This is a genomic window from Streptomyces sp. NPDC050997, assembly GCF_040660135.1.
Classification (GTDB): domain Bacteria; phylum Actinomycetota; class Actinomycetes; order Streptomycetales; family Streptomycetaceae; genus Streptomyces.
Genome location: NZ_JBFAGK010000006.1, coordinates 16802 through 40195, shown reverse-complemented (window position 1 = coordinate 40195; position 23394 = coordinate 16802). Strand labels below are relative to the sequence as shown.

23 protein-coding genes are annotated in these 23394 nt (G+C 68.2%); 5 read left to right on the top strand and 18 right to left on the bottom strand.

From position 1 onward, the window contains the following. Together AB0H86_RS15365 and AB0H86_RS15360 are read right to left on the bottom strand one after the other, a co-directional pair. A complete protein-coding gene (locus AB0H86_RS15365; protein ID WP_362437439.1) occupies positions 1-2331 on the bottom strand; it encodes a glycosyltransferase in 2331 nt (776 codons plus the stop codon). Further along, positions 2328-3794 (bottom strand): hypothetical protein, encoded by a 1467-nt coding sequence (locus AB0H86_RS15360; RefSeq protein WP_362437437.1) that lies wholly within the window; start codon positions 3792-3794, stop codon positions 2328-2330. Before AB0H86_RS15360 ends, AB0H86_RS15365 begins: the two co-directional genes overlap by 4 nt. Before the next feature lie 223 nt (positions 3795-4017). Between AB0H86_RS15360 and AB0H86_RS15355 the strand changes: the two genes are divergently transcribed. Continuing rightward, a complete protein-coding gene (locus tag AB0H86_RS15355; RefSeq protein ID WP_362438489.1) occupies positions 4018-5142 on the top strand; it encodes an acyltransferase in 1125 nt (374 codons plus the stop codon). Positions 5143-5194: 52 nt separating this feature from the next. Here AB0H86_RS15355 and AB0H86_RS15350 read toward each other — a convergent pair whose 3' ends face one another. Beyond that, complete coding sequence (locus tag AB0H86_RS15350; protein ID WP_362437435.1) at positions 5195-5845, bottom strand: TetR/AcrR family transcriptional regulator C-terminal domain-containing protein; 651 nt, start codon at positions 5843-5845, stop codon at positions 5195-5197. 74 nt (positions 5846-5919) lie between these two features. Here AB0H86_RS15350 and AB0H86_RS15345 point away from each other — a divergent pair, with 74 nt between their 5' ends. Further along, positions 5920-7329 (top strand): FAD-dependent oxidoreductase, encoded by a 1410-nt coding sequence (locus AB0H86_RS15345; RefSeq protein WP_362437433.1) that lies wholly within the window; start codon positions 5920-5922, stop codon positions 7327-7329. A 103-nt stretch (positions 7330-7432) separates the two neighbouring features. Here the strand turns inward: AB0H86_RS15345 and AB0H86_RS15340 are convergent, their stop codons facing one another. After that, positions 7433-7678, bottom strand: a complete 246-nt coding sequence (locus tag AB0H86_RS15340; RefSeq protein ID WP_362437431.1) for a LysE family transporter — start codon at positions 7676-7678, stop codon at positions 7433-7435. A 20-nt stretch (positions 7679-7698) separates the two neighbouring features. On the opposite strand from AB0H86_RS15340, the gene AB0H86_RS15335 reads away from it, so the two are divergent. Next, positions 7699-9273 (top strand): recombinase family protein, encoded by a 1575-nt coding sequence (locus AB0H86_RS15335; protein WP_362437429.1) that lies wholly within the window; start codon positions 7699-7701, stop codon positions 9271-9273. Positions 9274-9707: 434 nt separating this feature from the next. Further along, positions 9708-10274, top strand: coding sequence for a winged helix-turn-helix domain-containing protein (locus AB0H86_RS15330; protein ID WP_362437427.1), 567 nt, complete (start codon positions 9708-9710; stop codon positions 10272-10274). 741 nt (positions 10275-11015) lie between these two features. Here the strand turns inward: AB0H86_RS15330 and AB0H86_RS15325 are convergent. From AB0H86_RS15325 to AB0H86_RS15295, 7 genes are all read right to left on the bottom strand, one after another. Beyond that, a complete protein-coding gene (locus AB0H86_RS15325; protein WP_362437425.1) occupies positions 11016-11177 on the bottom strand; it encodes a hypothetical protein in 162 nt (53 codons plus the stop codon). 353 nt (positions 11178-11530) lie between these two features. Continuing rightward, the gene (locus tag AB0H86_RS15320) at positions 11531-12364 is read right to left on the bottom strand and encodes a helix-turn-helix transcriptional regulator (protein ID WP_362437423.1); all 834 of its coding nucleotides are present in this window, start codon (positions 12362-12364) and stop codon (positions 11531-11533) included. Continuing rightward, on the bottom strand, positions 12354-12875 hold the full coding sequence (locus AB0H86_RS15315; RefSeq protein WP_362437421.1) for a DUF6879 family protein: 522 nt from the start codon (positions 12873-12875) through the stop codon (positions 12354-12356). Before AB0H86_RS15315 ends, AB0H86_RS15320 begins: the two co-directional genes overlap by 11 nt. Next, positions 12859-13065 (bottom strand): hypothetical protein, encoded by a 207-nt coding sequence (locus tag AB0H86_RS15310; RefSeq protein WP_361709517.1) that lies wholly within the window; start codon positions 13063-13065, stop codon positions 12859-12861. Before AB0H86_RS15310 ends, AB0H86_RS15315 begins: the two co-directional genes overlap by 17 nt. Positions 13066-13405: 340 nt before the next feature. Next, the gene (gene leuE, locus AB0H86_RS15305; RefSeq protein WP_362437419.1) at positions 13406-14053 is read right to left on the bottom strand and encodes a leucine efflux protein LeuE; all 648 of its coding nucleotides are present in this window, start codon (positions 14051-14053) and stop codon (positions 13406-13408) included. Positions 14054-14097: 44 nt separating this feature from the next. Then, positions 14098-14781: a Uma2 family endonuclease gene (locus AB0H86_RS15300; RefSeq protein ID WP_362437417.1), complete on the bottom strand. Its 684-nt coding sequence runs from the start codon at positions 14779-14781 to the stop codon at positions 14098-14100. Next, a complete protein-coding gene (locus AB0H86_RS15295) occupies positions 14771-16351 on the bottom strand; it encodes a methylmalonyl-CoA mutase family protein (RefSeq protein WP_362437415.1) in 1581 nt (526 codons plus the stop codon). The genes AB0H86_RS15300 and AB0H86_RS15295 overlap by 11 nt, the downstream gene beginning before the upstream one ends. 177 nt (positions 16352-16528) lie before the next feature. On the opposite strand from AB0H86_RS15295, the gene AB0H86_RS15290 reads away from it, so the two are divergent. After that, complete coding sequence (locus AB0H86_RS15290) at positions 16529-17437, top strand: L,D-transpeptidase family protein (protein ID WP_362437413.1); 909 nt, start codon at positions 16529-16531, stop codon at positions 17435-17437. 241 nt (positions 17438-17678) lie between these two features. Here the strand turns inward: AB0H86_RS15290 and AB0H86_RS15285 are convergent, their stop codons facing one another. The 7 genes from AB0H86_RS15285 to AB0H86_RS15255 form a co-directional block, all read right to left on the bottom strand. Next, entirely contained in the window at positions 17679-18743 is a 1065-nt protein-coding gene (locus AB0H86_RS15285; RefSeq protein WP_362437411.1) for a hypothetical protein, read from the bottom strand. Beyond that, positions 18743-19405 carry an RNA polymerase sigma factor gene (locus tag AB0H86_RS15280; protein ID WP_362437409.1) on the bottom strand — a complete coding sequence of 221 codons (663 nt, stop codon included), beginning with the start codon at positions 19403-19405 and terminating at the stop codon, positions 18743-18745. Before AB0H86_RS15280 ends, AB0H86_RS15285 begins: the two co-directional genes overlap by 1 nt. 372 nt (positions 19406-19777) lie before the next feature. Beyond that, complete coding sequence (locus tag AB0H86_RS15275; RefSeq protein ID WP_362437407.1) at positions 19778-20545, bottom strand: hypothetical protein; 768 nt, start codon at positions 20543-20545, stop codon at positions 19778-19780. A gap of 123 nt (positions 20546-20668) precedes the next feature. Next, complete coding sequence (locus tag AB0H86_RS15270) at positions 20669-21286, bottom strand: RNA polymerase sigma factor (RefSeq protein WP_362437405.1); 618 nt, start codon at positions 21284-21286, stop codon at positions 20669-20671. Between the two features lie 248 nt (positions 21287-21534). Next, entirely contained in the window at positions 21535-21930 is a 396-nt protein-coding gene (locus AB0H86_RS15265; RefSeq protein WP_362437404.1) for a hypothetical protein, read from the bottom strand. A 129-nt stretch (positions 21931-22059) separates the two neighbouring features. Next, positions 22060-22629, bottom strand: a complete 570-nt coding sequence (locus AB0H86_RS15260; protein ID WP_362437403.1) for a hypothetical protein — start codon at positions 22627-22629, stop codon at positions 22060-22062. A 76-nt stretch (positions 22630-22705) separates the two neighbouring features. Beyond that, positions 22706-23293, bottom strand: a complete 588-nt coding sequence (locus AB0H86_RS15255) for a hypothetical protein (RefSeq protein WP_362437402.1) — start codon at positions 23291-23293, stop codon at positions 22706-22708. Positions 23294-23394 lie beyond the last annotated feature (101 nt).

The window sequence follows — 23394 nt, the reverse complement described above, 5'->3', positions numbered from 1 at the left end:
TCAGCCGCCCAGGATGACCCGGAGGTCGGCCGCGTTCGCCTCGGTGACCTTCCACAGCTCCTGCTGCCGGCCGTGCACGTCCGCGACCGTCCTGTCGTGGTCGGCGAGTAGTTCCCCCGACCGCTCCACCAGGCGCGCGGCGAGGTGCCGGTCGTGCACCGAGACACCCCACTCCGGGCGCTCGATGTCCCGCAGGAAGTACGTCATCTTCGGATGCGAGATCAGGCTGATGACGGGCGTGCCGCAGCCGAACGGGATCATGCCCGCGTGGCCGCGCATGCCGATCACCAGCTTGGTGCGCGCGTACAGGTCCGTGATCTGCTCGTTCTCGAAGTCGTACATCGGGATGACCGGCAGCGAGATGCCGTGTTCGCGGCGCAGGTCGAAGACGATCTTCTCGTCGTCGAGGGAGTGCGCCACGCACCGCACCTCGGCCAGCTCGCCCAGGTCCCGCACGGCCTTCGCCATCTGGGCCAGGAAGTAGCCGTAGTCGTGGCCGAAGCGCAGGCCCGCCCGGTCGTAGGCGGCGTTGATCAGGATGGTGTCGTCGCGTTTCACCGGGTCCCGCCAGCCCGGCACCAGGTGGCGGGTGACCGTCGTCGGGCACGGCTGGAAGCGCACCTTGTCGTGCAGGTGGGCCGGGATCATGGCCCGCACCTTCTCGATCGAGCCGTGGTTGCGCAGCCCGAAGAAGGCGGACCGCTCGACGAGTTGACGCAGCGACTCCCGGAACCGGTTGGCCCGGTAGGACTGGCCGTCGAAGGCGTTGAAGCCGACGGCGAAGACCGCTATGGGGACGTCGATGCGGTTCAGCAGCTCGTCGGGGACGTTCCACTGCCAGGCGCTGTTGCCGTTCGGCATGGTGTCCGGGATGAACAGGCCGCCACCGCCGATGACCAGGCCCCGGCGGCGGTTGACCCGACGCAGGGCGGCCTCGTCGAACAGCCGGTGGGCGTGCACGGAGTGCCAGCGGCGGGAGGTGGTGTCCGGCCCGAAGGCGGAACGCACGCTCTCCGGCAGCAGCTTGTCGCCGGCGTTGCCCTGGCGGTCCATGTAGAACGCGACGTGCGCGAGCTGGTCCTCGGCGGCGCCCAGTTCCTGGGCCGGTACGGAGGCCGCGCGCTGCGCCCACAGCCGGCCGGCGCGGTGGGTCGGGTCGACGGACATGCCGGCCGTGGCGTACCGGAGCGCCTCGCTGTTGTCGCCGTGCACCCAGGCCATCTGGGCGAGGCGGGCGTAGGCGGTGGCGGCCCGGTTGGGGGCGGCGGTGGCCAGCAGCAGCTGTGTCCTGGCCTCCTCGTAGCGGGAGACGCTCATCAGGGCGTGCCCGTACACCTCGTGCGGCCAGGCCTCGTCGAGCGGGATGCGGACGCTGCCGAGGAGGTCGACGGCGTCCTGGTAGTCGCCGGTCGAGATGTGCGCGGCGGCGACCTTGCGGGCCACCTCCACATCCGCGGTGCGGGCGACGTGCGGGGTGCCGTAGTGGACCAGCAGGTCGTGGTGGTGGCCGCCCTGTCTGGCGAGGTAGGCGGCGTGGAAGTCGGCGTCGGACAGGTCGAACTCGCGCCAGCGGGCCTCAGCCTGGCTGTAGCCGGCCTCGCCACCCTGCCAGGGCTTGTGGCGGCCGGTGAAGTGCAGGATCGCCGTGTCGTCGGGGACGGGCAGGTCGCCGGACAGTCGCCGCTTGACGAAGTTGTAGCGCGGGTCGAGGCGGACGAAGTCACCGTCCAGGACGGCGTTGAGGATGCCCTGGTCGTGCTTGTCGAGCTCGTAGTCGCCGCTGCGGCCGATGGCGTCGATCTTGGCGCAGAACGCGTCGGACAGGTACTCGCGCTGGATGACCAGCAAGCCCGAGTTGAGCTTGTGCTGCCCGTAGAAGAACTGCGAGACGGCCGCCAGTCCCTCGCGCAGTCGCAGCAGTTCGCTCAGGTCGCCGAGGACGACCATGTCGGTGTCGAGCGTGATGATGGTGTCGTACTCGCGCAGCCGGAAGACGTCGAGGATGAAGTACGCCTTGCGGACCAGGTAGTTGTCCTGGTCGCCCTTCTTGTACGAGTCGTAGTGGCTGTCGTTCACCCGGCGCAGCACGATCCGCGGGTGCAGGTCGCGGATCTGGGCGATCGAGCCGGGGCGCAGGTCGTCGTAGAGGACGACGAAGTCCTCGCACACGCCCGGGTTGGACAGGGCGAGGCTGCGCAGCAGGACGAGGAAGCCGGGGAGGTAGTTCTCGTCGACGTAACTGGCGAAGGCGATGCGGCGCTTGCCGGTGAGCGCGTGCGCGTCGGTCGCCGGGGCCAGGGGGGCGGCCGTGGCCGGGGAGGTCATGGTCATCGCAGGGATATCCTCAGGTCGCTCACGCTCTGGGCCCGCTGCATGACCCAGTCCTTCTCACTGGTGTATTCGTGCACGGAGGTGATGGCCAGCTTCATCGCCTCAGGGACGCGGTAGGCGCCGCTCTCGTAGAAGTCGAAGCCGATCAGGTCCAGGGTGGGGCTGACGTCCAGGAAGTCCAGCAGCCACAGCATGTTGAAGCCGGTGGTCGGGATGCCCGACCAGACATCGCCTCCGAGCTTGCCGATGTTGCGCACGGGCCAGCGCAGCGACTCGTCACCGAGGTGGGCCTGGGCGCCGGGCACCAGGCGGTTGCGCAGCGAGTACTTCCAGTCGCCGGACACGCCGCCGAAGACGAGCCGGGTGGTGACCTGCTGGTCCCAGTTGAAGCCGTGCTTGTGGATGGTGGCGTGGATGTCGGTGCGGCCACCGGTGTGCAACGGATCGATCCGGTACGAGTTGAAGCGCACCACCAGGTCGTACGCGTCGATCTCGGCGCCCATCGAACTGGCGCCGACCCGGCCGGAGTTGGCGATCAGGCAGATCGACCTGCCGGCGATCTGGTTGCGGAACTCGCCCAGGGTGATCCACCGCACGCCGCCGACGGTCGGGTCACTGACGGGGCCTCGCATCCGGCTGCGGCGCTGTTCGGCGTAGAGGGCGACGGCCTCGGTGAGCGCGGGCAGGTCGACGCCGGGGACGGCGGTGCGCAGGTCGAGGTACTGGCTGAGCAGTTCCTGCCGGTCCTGCACGGGGGCGTTCTCGGCGGCCAGCGAGAGGAGCGCTCCCACGAGACGGGGTTCGGCCTCCGTCCAGTCGCCCACGGCGTGCGCGGCGAGACCCTCGGCCCATACGTCGGTGGCGGGGCGGCGGGTGAAGTCCTGGGCGCGCGGCACCTGGCGCTCGAGGAGGGCGAACAGGTCACTCTCCTTGTCCGCCGCGATCTTCAGGCCGTCGATCCGGGCGCGGATGCCGAAGCCGTCGTCGTCGGTGAGGGCGAGGTAGCGCTCGTACGCCTCCAGGGCCTCGGTCTCCTCGCCCATGGCCTCCAGGAGACGGGCGCGCAGCCGCCAGCCGGCGCGGGAGTTCTTGCGCTGGGCCAGGACGGTGTCGCTGATCACGAGGGCGAGGTTCAACTCGTCGTCGTAGCCGCACTCCAGGGCCTTGTTGGCGACGGCCAGCAGGGCGTCCAGCAGGTCGTTGCCCATACTCGCCGAGGGGGTCGCGGGGCCTTTGACGGCCCGCTTGAGCAGGGCGGTGGCCCCGCCGGCCGGGGCGGGTGCGGGGGCGGTGGCAGAGGTCGTGCTCCACACGACGAGCAGCTTGCGCAGCTGTTCGGCGAGTTCGACGCGGCGGCGGTCGATACTGCCGACGAGTTTCCCGCTGTGCGCGGCACAGGCACGCAGGCAGTCGTCCAGCTCCCCTCCACGCGCGCGTGCACGTCTCTTCTGGACCGTCGTCATGGCACTCCTGTGTTCTTTTTACCCAGCATTAGCTGCGTCTTTGGGTTTACCGCTGCGTGGGGGGATTCTGGGGAAACTTAGGAAGCCAAAACGACATTCAGGTGAACTCACCGGGACCGGGCGGCTAATCGTTGGCTGGCCGACACGGACCTCCCTGTGAATCGGACTAACGTGCTGGCAAGCACCCGAAGGAACGCCCGTCGAGGGGAATTTCGTGACCAGCATGACCGTCCGGCCGGAGCCCGACGCGTCCGCTCCCCCGCTGCCCCCGGCGGCGCGGACGGGTGCCCGGCAAAAGCCCCGGCTGCGCGCCCTCGACGGACTGCGGCTCGTCGCCGCGCTCATGGTGGCCGCCTATCACTACGGCGGCCGGGGCGGCGAGATCACCCACGCCTGGGGAAGTTCGCCGGACAGACAGTTCCCCACGCTGCACAACTATTTCGCGTACGGCTGTCTCGGCGTCCAGGTCTTTTTCGTGATCAGCGGATTCGTGATCTGCATGAGCGGCTGGGGCCGGCCCCTGAAGTCGTTCTTCGCCTCCCGCGCCTCCCGGCTGCTGCCCGCCTACTGGGCGGCGGTTCTGCTGGTGACGGCGGTGTTCGCACTGCCGATGGTCACCTACAAGGCGCTGTCCCCGAGCGACACGCTGGTGAACCTGACGATGCTTCAGTACCCGCTGGGCGTGGACCGGGTGCTGGGCGTGTGCTGGACGCTGTGGGCGGAGGTCCGCTTCTACGCCCTGTTCGCGCTGTGTGTCGTGCTGCCCGGGGCGTCACGCCGGCGCGTGATCATGTTCTGCGCGGGCTGGACCCTCGCGGCGGCGATCACCCAGGGCGCGCACCAGCCGCTGCTCGACATCGTGTTCATGCCGGAGTACGCCCCGTTCTTCATCGGCGGCGTCGGTCTCTACCTCGTCCACCGCGACCGCAAGGACGTCTACGCCTGGGGCATCGTGGCCGTGAGCTTCCTGATCGGGCAGCACTACGCGGTGCGCAGCCTGTGGAACGCCTCCGACCCGAACGCCTTCGCCCACCGCACCTCGCTCGGGATCGTCCTCGTCGTCGCCTTCGGTTTCGTCGCGGTCGCGGCCATCGCCCTCGGCTGGTTCGGCTGGGCGAACTGGCGCTGGCCGACGGTGGCCGGGGCGCTGACGTACCCGTTCTACCTGGTCCACGAGCACCTCGGCTGGGTGGTGGTGCGCGCCCTGCACGTCAGCCTGGGACTGCCGTCGGCGGCGACCTTCGTCCTGACGGTCCTGTCGATGCTGCTGCTGGCCTGGCTGCTGAACCGGTACGTCGAGAAGCCGCTGACGCCGTGGCTGCGGGCGGCGCTGGCGAAGGTGCGCTGACGGCTCACTCGGTTCCGTTCCCCGGCTTCCGGGTCACTTGGTGCCGGCCCGCTCACTCGATCCCGTACTGCGCCCCGATCCCCGCGATCACCAGCGCCAGTCCCTCCTCGAAGTGCTGGTCGAAGTCCTGGAACAGCTCGGCGCCCGCCCGGGCCGACAGCGGGAAGTCGGCCATGAGACGGGCGCGTTCCTCGATGTCATAGCCCTCGCGGCGCTCGCCGGGCAGCGGCCGGACACCCTGTTCCTCCGTGACGAAACCGAGGGTGTAGAGGTACGTCGTCCCGGTCGCGCGCACGGCCTGCGCGAGGCTGAAGCCGGCGCCCGTGAACAGGCGCAGGTTGTCCTCCATGGCCTCGGCGTGCGCGAAGCCGGTGAAACGTGAGCCGCTGAAGACCTTCGCGCCGTCCCGGTAGCCGAGCAGCGCGGCACGCAGTCCGCGGTTGGACTTCAGCAACCGCTCCCGCCAGCTGTCGCCGGGGGCGAGGTGCGTCCCCGCGACCATCCGGCGGTACATCTCCGTCGCCATCTCGTCGAGCAGCGCCTGCTTGTCCTTGAAGTGCCAGTACAGGGCGGGCGCCTTGACGTCCAGCTCCTTGGCGATGGCACGCAGGGTCAGTCCGTCCAGACCCACCTCGTTCAGGAGCGTCAGGGCGGCGTCCGCCACTCGGCGGCGGTCGAGGGGGGCTCGTCGTTCCGTGTTCACGCTTGACAGCTTAACGCCGTTAAGGGCATCGTCATGAGCGACGGCACTTAACAGCGTTAAGGAGAGTGATCGGCATGGACACCGACGTCTTGATCGTGGGTGCGGGCCCGACCGGGCTCGCCCTGGGGATCGACCTCGCCCGGCGGGGCGTGGCCGCGCTCGTGGTGGAGCGTGCGGACACGCTGTTCCCCGGCTCACGCGGCAAGGGCATCCAGCCGCGCACGATGGAGGTCTTCGACGACCTCGGCGTGCTGGACGCGATCCGCGAGGCCGGGGGCGGCTACCCGACCCAGATGATCTGGCAGGACGGACAGCGGGTCGGCGAGCACCGGATGTTCGACCCGGCCGAGGCGAGCGAGGACTCGCCGTACACCGCGCCGTTGATGGTGCCGCAGTGGCGCACCCAGGAGATCCTGTTCGCCCGGCTGGCGGAACTCGGCGGGCGGGTCGACTTCGGCCGGGAGGTCGTAGGGCTCGACCAGGACGACGACGGCGTGACCGTGCGGTTCGGGGCGGGGGATGGCCTCCGCGCGCGCTATGTGGTCGCCGCCGACGGCGGCCGCTCGACCGTACGCCGTGCGCTGGGCGTCGGCATGACCGGGGAGACCGTCGACCCGAACCCCCTGCTGGTGGCGGACGTCCGGATCGCCGGCCTGGACCGCGACAACTGGCACGTCTTCCCGCCGGGCGGGGAAAGCGACGGCTTCCTGGCGATCTGCCCGCTGGCGGGCACGGAGGACTTCCAGGTGGTGGCCCAGTTCCCGGAGGGCACCTCCGTGGACCTCTCGCTCGACGGCATCCGCAAGGTCGTCGCGGCCCGCTCCCACCTGGCCCCCGAGGACGTCACCGAGGTCCGCTGGGCCTCGGACTTCCGCCCCCGGGCGGCTCTCGCGGACCGCTTCCGCTCCGGGCGGGTCTTCCTCGCCGGGGACGCGGCCCACATCCACTCACCCGCCGGGGGCCAGGGCCTGAACACCAGCGTCCAGGACGCCTACAACCTGGGCTGGAAGCTGGGCGCGGCGGTGCGGGGCGAGGGTCCGGCCACGCTCCTCGACACCTATGAGGAGGAGCGGCGTCCCGTCGCCGCGGGTGTGCTGGGGCTGTCCACCAGCGTCCACCGCGGCGAGACCAAGCGGGGCGAGGCGACCCGGCAACTCGGCCTGGGCTACCGGGAGTCGTCACTCACGGCGGAGACCCGGGCCGCGGTGGACGGAATCCGGGCCGGCGACCGAGCCCCGGACCGGACCGTCGCGGGCGTCCGTCTCTTCGACGCGTTCCGGGGGCCCCACTGGACCCTGCTGGCACTGGGCACGAAGGCACCGGAGACGCGGGAGGCGCCCGCGTCGGTGCGGATCGTGGAGGGCCCGGCACCCGAGACGTACGGCACCGGTCTGTTCCTGGTCCGCCCGGACGGTTACGTGGGCTGGGCGGGAGCCACGTCACAGGGCCTGAAGGAGTACGCCGAGCGGGTCGCGCTCGGCTAGGCGCTCAGGCGCTGAGGCACTGAGGCGCTGAGGCACTCAGGCGCTGAGGCACTCAGGCGCTGAGGCACTCAGGCGCGCCGGGGCTCTATCGCCAGGCGAAGCGTCACGCACTCGCCAGCGACAGCTTCACCGCGAACCCGAGGAACAGCGCCCCCGCCGCCGAGGTGACCCCCGCCGACAGCCGCCTGCGGCGACGGAAGGCGGCCGCGAGTTTCGTGCCGCCGAATATCAGCGCGCTGAGGTACAGGAAGCTGGCGAGCTGGGCGAACGTGCCGAGGACGACGAAGGACACCGCCGGGTAGGCGTACCCCGGGTCGACGAACTGCACGAAGAACGTTCCAGAATCCAACTGCGTATACTCTCGCGCCCATGACCGCTACCAAGACCGCTCCCGAGTGGACCACTGAGGAACTGGCAGAGCTGGCCGACCTCCAGGCCAGGAACGATGCGCTACCGGAGGACGCGCCCCGTGGCCTCCTGTCGGTACGCCTGTCCATCCTCACGGAGGACACAACTTCCCCCGCCAGGCAGGAACTTGACCTCCGTCGCCATGCCATCCGCGAGGGCGTGAGGGTTGTTGGCGTGGCCAGGGACCTTGGAGTGTCTGCGACCAAGAAAGCACCTTGGGAGCGCAAGGAACTCGGGGACTGGCTCAATAACCGCATACCCGAGTTTGACTTGATTCTGTTTTGGAAGTTGGACCGGTTCATCAGGCGCATTTCTGACCTACATGAGGTCATCAAGTGGTGTGAGAAATTCGGGAAGAACCTGATTTCTCTCAATGACACCCTGGACCTGTCATCCCCCATGGCACAAGCAATGGTGACTTTCATTGCAGCCGTCGCCGAGATTGAGGCGGCCAACACTAAGACTCGCGTTTCGTCCCACTGGGAATACACTAAGCAGCAGGACCAATGGCGGATTGGTAAGCCGTCGTTTGGCTACAAGACTGCCAGGGTGGGCGGGAAACTCCGCCTAGTCCAGGACCCTAAGCAAGCCCGAGCGGTGCGCTATATGTACCAGGCTGCAATGCGAGGGGTTCCGGCAAACCGAATTGCGAAGGTTCTAGACCGGGCCAAGGTTCCGACTTACAGCGACCGGAAGTGGAACAATCAGCAGGTTCTTAGGACTCTTAGGAACCCTGCGGTTAGGGGAATTCGCACAGAGGGAGGGACGAAGGCAGCAACCTATAAATCTACGCCGGTACTGGATAAGCACGGCCAGGAGATCAGGGTTACGGATGAGCCGATCCTGACTGACAAGGAATTCGAAAGCGTGCAAGCGGCGCTAGCCACCCGTTCGAAGAACAAGCGTCATCATGAGAAGAACCGTCGTCCGACCCGGTTCCTCGGCGTCATGAAACACGACTGCGGCAGGAACGTTAACGAAACGAACAACTACAAAACGCTCTCTACTGGCGAAGTAAAAGAGTACCGATACTTGCGGTGTCCCGACTGCCGGAAGCCCGGATTCGTGACACCGGACCCTGAGCATGTGTATTCATCTTTGGCACAGGCAGTCTTTGAGGCCCTGGGGGATTACGAGGTGATCCGCCGGGAGTACGCTAGAGGCGACGAAAACAGGCGTGAGCGCAAGCGGCTGGAAGAGTCCATTGCCTACTACATGTCCGGGCTGGAGCCCGGAGGAAGGTTCGATAAGGCCGGATTCATTCGAGAGAAGGCAGAGAGCACGCTAGATGCTCTCATGAACGACTTGACGAAGATTGACCCGGACTCCACAAAGGACAGGTGGATCTACGAAAGTACCGGCATGACGTACAAGCAGCATTGGGAGGCCGGTGGCGTAGAAGCCATGGAAAAGGACCTACTGAGCGCCGGGATAACTTTCGAACTTGGAAAGCAGGATGGAGAACTGTTGGGGCGGCTGGTCATTCCGCATGACGTTGAGAAGCGACTGATCAGGATGGACAGTAACTGGAGTTGAACATACCGGCCTCCGCCAAACAGAAATGCCCCCTCTGGAAGGAGGGGGCATTTTACTTTCAACTCTCGGAGGGGTAGATGACATCGGCTACGACTCTCCGGTTACCGTCCTGATCCTGAATAACGGTTACAACACGCATACGTCCCCTGTCAGCGCCAAGACCCTGCGCCGGGCGCAAGTACCGGAGAAACCTTGCATCGCCACCCCCTGGCGAAGTCAAAGGCATCGTTTAAACGCTCTCTGCGGTGCCCGTTTAAACGCCCTTCATTGATTCCGCCAGGGGTACACCTGTATACATGCCTGGAGCGCACCGAAGCCACGGCGAGACATGAACGGGAAGGAACGCCACTCCGGGCGGAAACTTCCTCCCACTGACCGCAGAGCCCCGGCGAAAGCTGGGGCTTTCTCTTTGCCTGCCAACGAACGGGATACCCATGACCGAGATTTCCCGCGTCGACCATGACTTGTGGCGGCGGTCTATATCGCATGACCCGAGGGTGAAGCAGAACACCTACGCCGTCGCCATGGCGTTTGCCATGTTCGGCGACTACACAGACGGAACCGATGTCTTTCCATCCATGGCGACCATTGCCGAAATGGTCGGCCTATCCAGCGCGACGAAGGTTCACCCGCACCGCAAGAAGCTCGTCGAGTACGGCTATCTCACTGACACCGGGGCGCGGTCGCCCGCCGACACGGTTGTCTACCGTCTCACTGCCCCGGCTGAGGTTGTTGCAGCCATCAAGGCTGGACGGGAAGCACGAACCCGCAGGAAGCCCCAGAACGGCCCTTCGAGGGCCGCTACGGCAAGCCCCGGCCCCTCGGTCCCCTCGGCCGGAAATCGACCTTTCACGGCCCCCGTAGGGCCGATTGAACTTTCCCTGGAACAGAAGGCTTGGTTCCTGGGCGGGAACGAGCCGCAATGCTGGCCGTGGGCGGAGATCCCTTACGCCCTGGGCGAGCATGCCTATCGGCTATACACGGGCGAACTAGCGGCCTAGTACCGCTACGGGTACAGGGGGTGTCCCCCTACAGGTACAAGGGATATACCCGAGCGGGTACACAATCTCATATGGATCTCAATAGAGATCCCATAGCTAATAGCTCATAGAGAAGGTGTACCCCCTTCGGGTACACCTAGCCTTGGCCGAACGAAGTGAGAGACCGACAGGCATCCTGACGGATCCAGTCTCTGGCCTAGGCCGAAAGCTCGAAGCTGCGAAGCAAAGCTGAGAGCTGACAGAACAAGGCTCCTTCGGCTTGCCACTGAAACGGGTTGCCGCGTTTGGCGCGGCAGGTGTGACAGCAACGGCGAACCGAAGGTTCGCATTCGCTGAAACCTTGCCTCGGTTAAACGCTACCTGACAGCGTCGAAGCGTAAGAGAAACCGTGATGGCTTCTATCCCGTGTTTCAGAACACTTGCGGAAACCAGCGGTGCATCACTGTCGGGCATCTGGTAATCCTGGATTGGAAGCCGCTTCCGCCGAAGCCGAGGCGGGAGGATCAGTGAACGAGCTGATTCTTTGGATGGCCCGGAAACGTTTCGAGGAAGAGAAGAAACGCAACCGTAAGGCTCGGCCTCTGGCCGAGGGACTGAAAGCGCGTGCCGCGCGCCTGAATTCTCTCTAGGGCCCTGGCCGGCTGAACCGTATCCGGGAAAGTTGCAGCCCCACCAGCCTGGTGGGGCTATTCCGTCACGCTAGGCGAGAGGAGATTCGCCGTCCCTAACGTGCCGGGGCCTTTACTCGATCCGCTCGACCAGGGCGAATGAGGTGCAGATGCGCCGGAATCCCTGGTGTTCCGTGCGGCCCGTATGGCCCATGCATTCGACATCGACGGCCGCGCCATCGGTTGAAGGCGTGGCCTGCCATTCACACTTCAGACACTCGGCCTCGAACGTCACGTCAGTATTCGGGTGCTGGGTAATCCGGTGTTGCACGTATCGCAGTACAGCGCGCACCATCACTCCGCCCCGTGTTCTTCTCGAAGGTGTGTCCGAAGGACCACATTCGCATCGGACACCTTCGAGTAATCCCCAACCGATCGGGCGTTAGTTCGGGTCACGGCGATGTGAAGGCATTCCTGGCAGCCTGCCACGGGGTCCGGCTGCTGAAGCGGGGGCGTCAAGTGCACCGGTTCCGTCATCGTCGTCTGCCTCGCACTCATACCGTGGCCTCTCCCCGACTGTGTCGTCTAGAAAATGTTCCCGCACACGACGCAGGGGATCGACCATTATTTGCGATGTCGGGTAGAAGATCAGGAACGGAACCGAGTGGCCCACTCGGAAAGGAGTGCCCGGCAGCCGTCCCCGAACAGGGCGTAACCTTCGTAGGTTCCGAACTCATTGAGGTAAGCCGACACGTCCCGGTGATCCCGGAACACCATTACTCCAGTCTGAGTTTCGACTGTCGCAATCCGTGAATCGTACAGAGTGAAGGTGTTCAATGGTGCGGCTGGCATATGGCCATCCAAGGGGATGACTCCGAGCTGGATATTCGGCAGTAGGCTGATCGAAAGCAGTCGGTCAATCTGCATGGCCATGGCTGCCGGGGGCAAGAATGGCCATCTAACGGCCTGCTCGGTAAGGATGAACGTGAAGTGCTTCGACGTGTCATAGAGGACCGACTGTCGTTCTAGCTTCTTCGCAATGGCCTTACTGTGGTCGCCGGGAATGTGGGCAAGGCTCGCTCTCACGTATTCGGGCGTCGCGAGTAGCCCGGTAATCATGGACAACAGGAAATACCGGAACTCTGTGGATGACTTCTCGAACCCCGCTAGCTCGTTCTGTTTCTTCTCCAACCCGGTACGGCGTTGCGACCAAGCGTCTTGCCACTCGCTGTTAGCGTTACGCGCAAGGGTCGCCACCCGGGAAACGAGGTCCGGGGGCGCATCCAATGCTCTGAGAATCAGCTCAACGTCAACAAGGGTCGGGGTTAGCTTGGCCCCTTCAATGTTGCTGATCTTTGTTTGGCTCATGGCGCACCGCTGAGCGAGCCGGGTTTGTGTGATCCCGGCCCGCTTGCGTAGCGTCTTAAGAGTCTCGGCTAGGTCTGCTCTCGACTGGCCTAGCTCTTCCGGCTCAAAGGTCAATGCCCTTCACGTACTCCTCGAAGGGCACAGACTCAGCCAGTGCGATGCGCTGATATTCGAGAAACGGCTTCACATCGCCCTCGTACAGTTCGCGGTTGATCTGTGTTCCGTCCGCCTCATAGTTCATGAGGACGACTTCTGTTTTGTCGAACATCCAGAAGTCTTGAACGCCCGCTAGGGGGTTGTCCCTGTCGGTCACGTCCATGATTCGGATGTCTTCCCCGACGGGGGCCTGATGACGGTAGTACCGCTCGAACTCGAAGCGTAGATAGTCGGAGAGAGGCCGAGTCAGGATGTGCACTCGCCCCACACTTGCCCCGGATTCCCTTCGGTTTCGGATCATGGCCGTCCACGAATCCTCGTACGGCCCCGGAAACCGTTCGCCCGCCAGGAAGCGCGAGAACTCTTCGGCCTCTTGCTGCACGCGGTAAGCGGGCAGGGTTTCCAGTCGCCACGCCTCGCTCTGGAAGTCCCGGAACTTGGCTTGCCAGGCTTCACCAGCCAAGAGCATTGAAAGCCTCCCTCAGCACGCTTTCCGGGATCTCAACCAACCCTTCACCCTCGGGCGGCCGGAAGGCGTCGGACACGTCGCCCTGCACGACGAACGATCCCTTTCCGGTGCGGTACACGTTCGGGCAGTCCCCCTGCCCGCACTCCCCGTTCCCATTGCCGGTAAGGCGAGTCAGTTCCTCGCGCGCCATGCCGAACCCCTTTGCCTCTGGCCCCTGTTGGGGCCCTTGAACGAGACGGTACGAGGGTTGTACGGGGTCGTCTATGCGGCTCCGCCAATATTTGCGTTGTCGGGTAAACCGAGGGTCAGGACGCCCCGGGGCTACGCACGGCCCTCACGGTGAGTGGCTGCCGCTTCCGCCTGCTGGGCGTGCTGGCAAGGGCAGAGAACGGGGTGACCTTGGGAGGCTCCTGGGACTCCTTCGGGAGCCTCTTGGGCAGGCCGAGGGCTCCTAGTGCCGCATGCTGCTCCTGGAGGCTCATGCGGGCGAACAGGGCCGCGGCTTCGTCAAGGTGAGACATGCCAGCCCCCTACACGCTTGCCAGAGACAGCTTGACGGCGAACCCCAGGAAGAGCACCCCGGCGGCCGAGGTGGCCCCTGCGCTGAGCGTCCTCCGACGACGGAACGCAGCAGCGAGACGAGACCCGCCGAAGATGAGGGCAGACAGGTACAACACGCTTGCCAACTGGGCGAGTACGCCCAGAGTCACGAACCCCACGACCGGGTTGGACTCTGACACGAACTGCACGAAGAAGGCGACGAAGAACAGGATCGCCTTGGGGTTGAACAGGCTGATGACGAGGGCCCGGCGGTAGGGCCGCTCGTCGGTGGCGGCGGAGCCGGCCGGGCTGTCGGCGAGGGTCTGTTCCCGTCGCGCCCGCCACATTCCCCACGCGGCCCGCAGCATCCCGACCGCCAGCCAGGTCAGATATCCGGCACCGGCGTACTTCACGATCCCGAACAGCACGGCGTTGGCCTGGAGCAGCGAGGCGACCCCGGCCGCGGACAACGTCATCAACACGGCGTCCCCGCACCAGACTCCGGCGGCGGCGGTGTACCCGGCGCGGATCCCCTGGCGGGCGGCCACGGAGATGACGTACAGGGAGTTGGGGCCAGGGAGCAGGACGATCAGGACGAGGCCTGCCAGGTAGGTGGGGAGATCGATGACGCCGAACATGGGACGAGTGTCGCACGGGGGTACGACACTCGGTCTCCGGACGGTCAGTCGTCGCCGTCGAGGAGGGTGTCGACGGAGAGTTCCAGACTGACACCGACCGACTCGGGGACGAGGACGGTCTGGCCTCGCTGGTAGCGGACGGGGTCGGGGTACTTGCCGTCGAGCGGGTCGGCGTAGAGGAGGACCTCGTCGTGTTTACGATCGGCGATGAGGTAGACCGGGATGTTGGCCCTGGCGTAGACGTCGACCTTGGTGGCTGTGTCGTTCGTCCAGTTGGAGGACGTCACTTCCAGCACCATATGGAAGACATGCGGGGCATAGCAGTTCTTCTCGACGAGCGCGTCGTGGAAGTCGGCATCCACGAGTGACAGGTCCGGTACGGCGTAATCGTCCGGCCCGGTCGGCAACCACAGACCGACTCCCGACACCGTTCTCAGTCCAGCCTGCCGATCTCCGGCTTCGTGGCACGACACGATCAACCACGACAGTGTCACTTGATGCGGCCCATCGGGCGGCGGTGTCACAACAATGCTCCCGTTGAGGATCTCCACCCGGTGCCCGGGCAGCTCCTCCCAAAGCCAGTCGGCAGCATCAGCAAGCGACGACTCGTGCAGCATCACAGCCACGGCACCCTCCTCATCGGGAACACCCTCCACGAGCGTAACCAGGAACGGGCGGATTTCGCCCCCGATCACCCATTCGGAGGAATCACCCAGCTCAGAACGCATCCGACGCCACGTAAGTCCCCCAAACCCCCCGCAGCGCATTGCACACCTCGCCCACCGTCGCCCGGGCCCGCAACGCCTCCTTCATCGGGTACAGCACGTTGTCCTCCCCCTCGGCCGCCTTCTTCAGGGCGTCCAGGGCGGTGTCCACCGCCGCCTGGTCCCGCTCGGCCCGCAGCTTGGCAAGCCGCTCCGCCTGCTGGGCCTCGATCGCAGGGTCCACCCGAAGCGGCTCGTACGGTTCCTCCGCGTCGAGCTGGTACCGGTTGACGCCGACCACGACCCGCTCGCCGGAGTCGGTCTCCTGGGCGATCCGGTACGCGCTGCGCTCGATCTCCTCCTTCTGGAAGCCGTGCTCGATCGCTTCGACCGCGCCGCCCAGTTCCTCGACCCTCGTCATCAGCTCGACCGCCGCCGCCTCGACGTCGTCGGTCATCTTCTCGATGGCATAGGAGCCGGCGAAAGGGTCGACGGTCGCGGTCACGTCCGTCTCGTAGGCGAGCACCTGCTGGGTGCGCAGCGCCAGCCGCGCGGACTTGTCCGTCGGCAGGGCGATCGCCTCGTCGAAGGAGTTGGTGTGCAGGGACTGGGTGCCGCCGAGCACCGCGGCCAGGCCCTGCACCGCCACCCGGACCAGGTTCACCTCGGGCTGCTGGGCGGTCAGCTGCACGCCCGCCGTCTGCGTGTGGAAGCGCAGCATCAGCGACTTGGGGTTCCTCGCGCCGAACTCCTCCTTCATCACCCGCGCCCAGATCCGGCGGGCGGCACGGAACTTCGCCACCTCCTCCAGGAGCGTCGTACGGGCCACGAAGAAGAACGACAGGCGCGGGGCGAAGTCGTCGACGTCCATACCGGCCGCGACCGCCGTCCGGACGTACTCGATGCCGTCCGCGAGGGTGAACGCGATCTCCTGCGCCGGGGAGGCACCCGCCTCCGCCATGTGGTAGCCGGAGATCGAGATCGTGTTCCACTTCGGGATCTCGGCCCCGCAGTACTTGAAGATGTCCGCGGTCAGTCGCAGCGACGGCTTGGGCGGGAAGATGTACGTCCCGCGCGCGATGTACTCCTTCAGTACGTCGTTCTGGATCGTGCCGGTGAGCTCGTCGGCACTCACGCCCTGTTCCTCGGCGACCAGTTGGTACAGGAGCAGCAGCAGGGCGGCCGGGGCGTTGATCGTCATCGACGTGGAGACCTTGTCCAGCGGGATCCCGTCGAACAGCACCCGCATGTCGTCCACCGAGTCGATCGCCACGCCCACCCTGCCGACCTCGCCGTGCGCGATCGGCGCGTCCGAGTCGTGGCCCATCTGGGTCGGCAGGTCGAAGGCGACCGACAGCCCCGTCGTGCCGTGGGCGATCAGCTGCCGGTAGCGGGCGTTGGACTCCGTCGCCGTACCGAAACCGGCGTACTGCCGCATGGTCCAGGGGCGGCCGGTGTACATCGTCGGGTAGACGCCGCGGGTGAACGGGTACGACCCCGGCTCACCCAGTTTCTCGGCCGGGTCCCAGCCCGCCTGGTCCTGAGGCCCGTAGACCGGCTCGATGGGCAGCCCGGACTCCGACTCGCGCGTCATGGTCTGTCGCCTCCGTCTGAGCAGTTGGTCGCCAGGCACTCGCCAGTTCCTGAAACAACAATGCCGTGCCGTTCGCGAGCCGTCATTCGGGGGGAACATCTTCGGTGGTTGGTTCGACGGCCGGCTCGGTGGCTGGTTGGGTCGCGCGCGCGGATCGGTGAGACGACGGGGGTTGGGATGCGTACTACGGGCGTGGGGAGAACGATCGTCGCGCTGCTGGCGCTGGCCACGGTCTGCGGCTGCACGGTTCAGCCCGCCGACGAGGACGGGAAGTCCCGCTCGCCGGTGCACGTCGACGTCCCCGGCAGCACCCCTCCCAAGGCCTCCGCCGACACGGACGCCGACGACGCCGACGACGCCGGCTCCGGCTCCGGCTCCGGCTCCGGCGGGGACACCGACGCCGCCAAGGACACGAAGGGCGGCGAGCCGAGCGCGGCGCCCGCCTCGCCCGCGCCCGTCGTCCTGTGGTCGCGGGGCGACAGCGGAGGGGACGTCCGCGAGCTCCAGGCCCGGCTGCGTCAGGTCGCCTGGCTGTACGACGGGCCGACGGGGACGTACGACGACCTGACCGAGCAGGCGGTGGAGGGCTTCCAGGGCAAGCGCGGGCTGCCGAAGACGGGACGGACGGACAGCGTCACCTGGCAGCGGCTGCTCGGGATGACGCACGAGCCGGGCAAGTGGGAGCTGTACCTGATGGGCGGGCAGCCGGCCGCCGCGCCGGACCCGCGCTGTCTGACCGGCCGGGTGCTCTGCATCAGCAAGTCCAGCCGCACCCTGCGCTGGATGGTCGACGGCCGCACTCTCATGACGCTGCCGGTCCGCTTCGGCTCGCAGGGCACACCCACTCGCGAGGGTGTGTTCAGCATCTACTGGAAGTCCCGGCACCATGTGTCGACGCTCTACGACTCACCGATGCCGTACGCCATGTTCTTCAGCGGCGGCCAGGCCGTGCACTACTCGTACGACTTCGCCGCCCGTGGCTACTCCGGGGGCTCGCACGGCTGCGTCAACGTACGGGACGAGACGGCGATCGCGGATCTGTTCGCGCGGGTGGGGAACGGCGACAAGGTCGTCGTGTACTGGTGAGTCCCCGCGGCGCGGCCCGAGCGGGAGAGGTGGAGAGGTATGGGGCGCGGGCGGGACCGGGGGAACGTGTCCCGCCCGCGCCAGGTTGCACGAGCCGTGAGTACGGGGGGAACCCCGGCTCTGTGCGGCGGCCGATGACCAGTCGGCTCACTCATTACTGCGCCCCGGCCCCCGGAAACGTCACACCCCTCTGGCGGGAATTCTCGCCATGCGGGAAACCGCAGGTCAGAAGCTGTGTTGCTCAGACGGTGCGGGTGCCGGTGCCGGTGCCGGTGCCTTCGGCGGAGTCGTGACGGTTGCCGCCGGAACCCCGGTGCGGCCTGTCGGTTCCGCCGTCGCCGCCCTCGCCCCTGCCCCGGTGGCCTCTGCCGTCACCGTGACCGTCGTCGTCCTTGTCGGACTCGCGGTCCTTCTTCGTACGCTCTTTGCGGTCCTTCTTCGTGCGGTCCTTCGTCGTCCGGTTCTTGACGTCGTTGTCCGCGGACGCGCTGTCGGCCAGCACCACCTTGCAGTACTTCTTCACGTGCGAGGCTCCGCCCGCCGCGCCCTCCAGGGTGTGCCTGCGGTCGGCGGTCAGTCCCTTGCCGTCTCGCATGTCACGGCAGGCCGAGAGGGCGCCGGGCGAGGCGTTCCCCGGGCGTCCGGCCCGGCCGTCGGAGCCGGCGGTGGTGCCGGGGTCCGCGGTGGAGCCCTCGCGTGCGGTGTCGCGTGAGGTGCCCCGGCCGGGGCCGGTGGTGCCGTCGGGCGACGGCTCGCCCTGCGAGCTCTTGGGGGACGGTGGGACGAGGGGGCGGTCCGGTGTCGCCGGGGCGGAGGCCGACGCGCCGGGATCCGGTTCGGCCTCGCCGGACAGCGCCGGCAGGACTCCGGTTCCGACCGCGAGGGCGACCGAGGCGACCATGCCGACGGCCAGCGCGGCGGCCAGTCCCACGCGGATCGAACGGCCTCGGCGGGGGCGCGGGACGTCCCGGTCAGGGCCGCCGATGCGCACGAGTCCGACGTCGGAGGTGCCGATGCGGGCGCGCTCTCCGGGGCCGGTCCAGCCGCCGGCCCGTCCGTCGGTCCGGCCCGCGGCCGGCCCCTCGGCCAGGCCTTCGGCGCGGGCCGCGCGGAAAGCGGCCAACGCGGCGGCCTCACCGGGGAGTTCGGCGCTGGTGGGCGCGGTTTCCACGGACAGCGCGTCCAGGGTCTTGGCGAGCCTTTCGGCCTCGTCGCGGTCGGCCACATCGACGGCTTCGAGGGACTCTCCGCTCAGCAAACGCTCCGCCGTTTCGCGGTCCAGCCACCTGTACTGCTCGTCGGCCATCACATGTCCTTCTGCGTCCGCGCTCGCGTATGCGTCACACCGGCGGACGTCACCGCACCTCCGCGCGGTTCTCTCTGGGGTGGCAGGGCGTCGAGGACACCGGCCGATTCCGGATCCTCGCCGAGGAGTTCGGCGAGCCGCTTCAGACCGCGGTGCGCGGCCGTCCGTACGGCGCCCGGGCGCTTGCCGAGTGTCTCGGCCGCGCTCTTCGCGTCGAGGCCCACGACCACGCGCAGCACGACCGCCTCGGCCTGGTCCTGCGGCAGCCGGGCGATGAGGGAGAGCGTGGTGTCGGTGGCCAGGGCCTCGATGGCCTCGCCCGCGGTGTCGGACTCGGCGGGCTTGCCGGTCAACTCGGTCTCGTCGCCGACCATCGCGGGGCGACGCCCCCGCATGCGGATGTGGTCCAGGGCGCGGTTGCGGGCTATCCGGGCGGCCCAGCCGCGGAACCGGTCCGCGTCGCCGCTGAACCGCTCCAGGTCACGGGCTATCTGCAGCCAGGTCTCGGATGCCACGTCCTCGGCGTCCGGGTCTCCGACCAGTGTCCGGACGTACCCGAGCAGCCGCGGGTGCACGGCGCGGTACACAGTCCGGAACGCGGTCTCGTCCCCGTCCTGTGCCGCGAGCACCGCGGCGGTCAGCTCCGCGTCGTCCCCCAGCACCCGTGCTTACCTCAAAAGATGGTCGAGTCGATGGTCGCTTCGAGCCGGCTTCACGACCGGCTTCGCGCCGACCCCGAGCCGAAGATGGTTGCGGTGATCGCGCAACTTCCATGCCCGGCGCGAAAGGCACGTTACGACCTGAAACCACTGCTCGTCCATGTCCGTCCACGATGCAGCCACCTGAGCACGAATCCTGACGGCAGGACCCACTGCCGCTCGGTCCACCAGAACGGTGTGACAGAAAACGCAGTCGCGGCGCTGTAGGAGATACGGGCCGCCGCGCGACCCGTGCCAGTGCGACGGCCGGGGCCTCTCCTGTGGGGGGTGGCGGCCCCGGCCGTTGCTTGGCCGCTCGCCCACGGGGCCGTACGACTACTTCTTCTCAGCCTTCGGTTCGGCCTGGCGGTTGTTGGCGTTCTTGCCGGTGTCCTCGTTCTTGCCGTCGTCGTTCTTGCCGGTGTCCTCGGCCTTGGGGTCGGCCTCGCCCTTGTTGTCGTCCTTGGCCTTGGCCGTCGACTCCACCAGTCGCTCCGCGCAGTAGGCACGGACGTTCGCCTGGCCGCCCGCTGCCGTGGCGAGCCGCTGCCAGGCCGTCGAGTCGCGCGCCTTGCCGTGGGGCGCGACGCGTTCGTACGCCCGGCAGTGAGCCAGGGTGTCCTTCGCGGTGGCCGGCCGGTCCGAGGGCGCGGCGTCGGCGTGTGAGTCGGGGGCAGGGCGGGAGGACGGGGCGCTCGGGCGGGCCTCGGTGCTCGCCGCCGGGTGCGGACGGCCGGGCCCGTCCTCCGCACCGTGCGTGTCGTGGCCCGCCGAACCGATCGCCGCGAACGCGACACCGCCCAGCGTGAGGCTCGCAAGAACCACGGAGAGCGTCGCCCGCACCGACCGAGCACCCCACCTCCGCTCACGGGGCCGCCAGTCGTCCCGGCGCCGGGTACGCGACCGGTGCGCGCCCGCGTCCCGTGCGGTCCGGAAGGCGGCCACGGCCCGCGACTCGTCCTCGCCGTCGAGCCGGCCCTCGCGCAGGGCGGCGCGGAGCAGGGCCTCCAGTTCCAGGGTGGCGGCGGAACCGGGCGCGGTGTCGGAGGCGGGGTGCACACGCTGACGGCCGGGTGTCCCGTTGCCGCTCTGCCGCTCACCCATGCCGTGTCCGTCCCTGTCTGTCTCTGTCCGTCTCTGTCCGTCGCAGGCCGGCCTGTTCGTCCCGTCCCGTCCGGTGGTCCGGCCGGCCCATCCGGGCGGTCGGCGTCCGGTGGCCTTCGCCTGTCACGTCGACTCCCCCAGCGTCCGGGGACTGTCATCCGTCACACCCTGGTCGCCCAGTTGGTCGGCCAGCCGCTTCAGACCCCGGTACGCGGCCGTCCGTACCGCGCCGGGCCGCTTGCCGAGGACGCGTGCGGCGGCGGGGCCGTCCAGGCCTACGACCACCCGCAGCAGCACCGCCTCCGCCTGGTCGCGGGGCAGACCCCGGACCAGGTCGAGGGCGTGCCCCGTGGAGATGGACTCCAGCGCCTGGTCGTGTGTGCTGCTGGGCCCCGGCAGCTCCAGTACGTCCTGTTCGAGCGTCGCCGGCTTCGGCCGTACCTTCTGCCGGCGCAGATGGTCCAGCGCCCGGTGCCGGCCGATCGTCGCGCTCCAGCCACGGAACCCCGCGCCGTCGCCCTTGAACCGGCCGAGGTCCCGGGCGATCTCCAGCCAGGCGTCGGAGGCCACGTCCTCGGCCTCGTCACCGACGATCCCGCGCAGATACCCGAGCAGTCCGGGCTGCACGATCCGGTAGGCGACCGCGAAGGCCGCCTCGTCACCCTGCTGGGCCCGCGCGACGGCCGCGCCCAGTTCCCCGTCGTACGCCTGCGCGCGTCGGGGTACCGCTCCCTGACCCAAGAACTGTCCTCGTCCGTACCGAGTCCGTGGCGGATCCGCGGCCCCCGGCACAGCCGCCGTCTGCCTCCGCCCACACGGTCATCAGCGCCGAATCCCACGAAAGTGTCACTGTGTGCCCGCGGTCTCCCGGCTCACGCGTTCGACCGTCCGCCGCCACCTGGCGACCGCGACGGTGAAGGCACTCACCCACGCCGCACCCGCTCGCCGGCCGCGGCGTTCGCCAGAACCGGTCGACGGAGACGGTCGGGCTACGGCCGCGTCGACCCGTCGGTCGCGTCGCGGCACAGCAGGCGCAGCGATCCGTCTCCCGTGAAGCAGCGGCGCGCCTCGTCGATCGGGTCCCACAGTTTGCCGTCCGGGGTGCGGATCCAGTGGTCGCCGCCGGTCGCCCACCACTCGGCGGCGGACTGCCGGGCGATCACCTCACCGGCGTACGCGCCGAAGCCGCGCAGCACGCTGTCCACGGCGGCGTAGGGCGTCTCCTCCCGGCGCAGCTGGTCGATCATCCGGTCGACGCGCCACAGACTCTGCGCCGAGTAGTCGAGCCGCAGTCGCGCCCCCTCGCGCATCGTCGCCACCGCGTCCGCCGCCCACCGCACGGGCTTCGCCGCAGCTGAGGGCCTGGTTTCCTGGTGTGTCGTCACATCCCGGAAAGCGCCACGGCACAGGGATTCGTCACCCGGATCCGAGGGGTGCCCGGGACCGGTGCAGGACCGACCCACCTCCACCGCACGACAGTCACAGGACCCGCCCGGCGTCGAGGTTTACGCCGCTCAGCCCCGCTTCCCCCGGGCCCGCCGCGACACCACCGCACGGAGCACCCGCCGGCCCTCCGTCGAGACCTCCAGCGCCCGGCGCAGCCCGCCCACGCCGTGTTCGGAGAGCAGCTCCAGAACGGCGACCTGACGGCGCAGCTCGGCGGCGACGAGCGGCGACATGCCGTCCGTACGGCCCTCCCGGCGGGCGCCGACCGAGGCGGCGTCGGCCTCCTCGGGGGCCGCGCCTTCGAGGAGCCGGTGGATCCGGAGCGCGGCGACCGAGCAGGCGTCGGCCCACAACCGCACCTCGGCGGCGTCGGGCGCGGACGGGGTGGCGGCGAGCATCCGACGGGTGAGCAGCACGGCCTCCCCAGGGCTCGCGTGGTCGTGGCCGAGCTTTCCGCGCACCTGCTCCAGCCGTTCGCCCCAGGCACCGGCGTCCACATCGTCCGCGAGTCCGGCCCACAGCGGCCGCAGGATCTCGTCGTCGCCTCCCAGCAGGGGCAGACACCGATCCAAACAGGCCAACCCACTCGCGGCCAGTCCGCGCTCGTCGGCCTGAGCGATCAGTTCCACCAGGCTCATCCGCGTCTCCCACGCCGGGCGGTCATCCCTAACGGAACCCGCTTTGCCCCTTACTGCGTGCGACGGACCGGGAGTGTCACAGGGGCACCACGCCGAGCCGGTCGAGCAGCCGGAAGAACAGGTTTTCGGCCAACTCGTTCGCGGCGGGGTCGGGGTCCGCTCTCAGCACGTCGAGCAGCGGTTCCGGGGCCACGGTGTGCCCGGCCTCGGCGGCCCAGGCGACGGCCCGCTCGGCGGCGTCCCGGGGCTGGAGGAAGTAGTCCTCAAGGACCGGCCCCGCCATCCCGCCCTCGCCGTCCTCTCCGAGTCCGTCACCCTCGTCGCCCCCGTCGCCCCCGCCGCCCCCGTCGATCCCGTCGATCCCGAGTCGCGCCGCCATCGCCGCCCGCCCCAGGCACGTCGTCCACGCCCCGCTCTCCGGCCCCGCCGCCTCCACGACCGCCGACGCGCTGTCCATGACGTATCCGAAGAGCGCCGGCGCCCCGGTCTCCCCGGCGAGCGCGTTCATGTTCCCGACGTCGCCGACGCTGCTCGGGTACTCCCAGACCTGCCACCCGTCCGGCGCCGACACCCGCAGGGTGATGCCCTCGGCGTCCGCCAGCGCGCCCAGCTCGGCGAGCGGCAGCTCTGCGCGGCCCACGACGAAATAACCCCAGTAGCCCATGCCCGTTCCCCCCGGTGGCTCGATGCGGCTCGGCGCAGCTCAGTGCGGCGCAGTGCGACTCGGGCCGAATACACCACAGTCGTACGCCCGTTCGCAGGCGG

What these genes read in the sequence shown, in the direction of transcription:
- AB0H86_RS15255 (WP_362437402.1), bottom strand. Translation starts at nt 23,293, where the DNA reads ATGGGCTACTGGGGTTATTTCGTCGTGGGCCGCGCAGAGCTGCCGCTC.
- AB0H86_RS15335 (WP_362437429.1), top strand. Translation starts at nt 7,699, where the DNA reads ATGACCGCTACCAAGACCGCTCCCGAGTGGACCACTGAGGAACTGGCA.
- leuE (WP_362437419.1), bottom strand. Translation starts at nt 14,053, where the DNA reads ATGTTCGGCGTCATCGATCTCCCCACCTACCTGGCAGGCCTCGTCCTG.
- AB0H86_RS15310 (WP_361709517.1), bottom strand. Translation starts at nt 13,065, where the DNA reads ATGGCGCGCGAGGAACTGACTCGCCTTACCGGCAATGGGAACGGGGAG.
- AB0H86_RS15360 (WP_362437437.1), bottom strand. Translation starts at nt 3,794, where the DNA reads ATGACGACGGTCCAGAAGAGACGTGCACGCGCGCGTGGAGGGGAGCTG.
- AB0H86_RS15300 (WP_362437417.1), bottom strand. Translation starts at nt 14,781, where the DNA reads ATGCGTTCTGAGCTGGGTGATTCCTCCGAATGGGTGATCGGGGGCGAA.
- AB0H86_RS15345 (WP_362437433.1), top strand. Translation starts at nt 5,920, where the DNA reads ATGGACACCGACGTCTTGATCGTGGGTGCGGGCCCGACCGGGCTCGCC.
- AB0H86_RS15355 (WP_362438489.1), top strand. Translation starts at nt 4,018, where the DNA reads ATGACCGTCCGGCCGGAGCCCGACGCGTCCGCTCCCCCGCTGCCCCCG.
- AB0H86_RS15285 (WP_362437411.1), bottom strand. Translation starts at nt 18,743, where the DNA reads ATGGCCGACGAGCAGTACAGGTGGCTGGACCGCGAAACGGCGGAGCGT.
- AB0H86_RS15315 (WP_362437421.1), bottom strand. Translation starts at nt 12,875, where the DNA reads ATGCTCTTGGCTGGTGAAGCCTGGCAAGCCAAGTTCCGGGACTTCCAG.
- AB0H86_RS15290 (WP_362437413.1), top strand. Translation starts at nt 16,529, where the DNA reads ATGCGTACTACGGGCGTGGGGAGAACGATCGTCGCGCTGCTGGCGCTG.
- AB0H86_RS15260 (WP_362437403.1), bottom strand. Translation starts at nt 22,629, where the DNA reads ATGAGCCTGGTGGAACTGATCGCTCAGGCCGACGAGCGCGGACTGGCC.
- AB0H86_RS15275 (WP_362437407.1), bottom strand. Translation starts at nt 20,545, where the DNA reads ATGGGTGAGCGGCAGAGCGGCAACGGGACACCCGGCCGTCAGCGTGTG.
- AB0H86_RS15295 (WP_362437415.1), bottom strand. Translation starts at nt 16,351, where the DNA reads ATGACGCGCGAGTCGGAGTCCGGGCTGCCCATCGAGCCGGTCTACGGG.
- AB0H86_RS15330 (WP_362437427.1), top strand. Translation starts at nt 9,708, where the DNA reads ATGACCGAGATTTCCCGCGTCGACCATGACTTGTGGCGGCGGTCTATA.
- AB0H86_RS15365 (WP_362437439.1), bottom strand. Translation starts at nt 2,331, where the DNA reads ATGACCATGACCTCCCCGGCCACGGCCGCCCCCCTGGCCCCGGCGACC.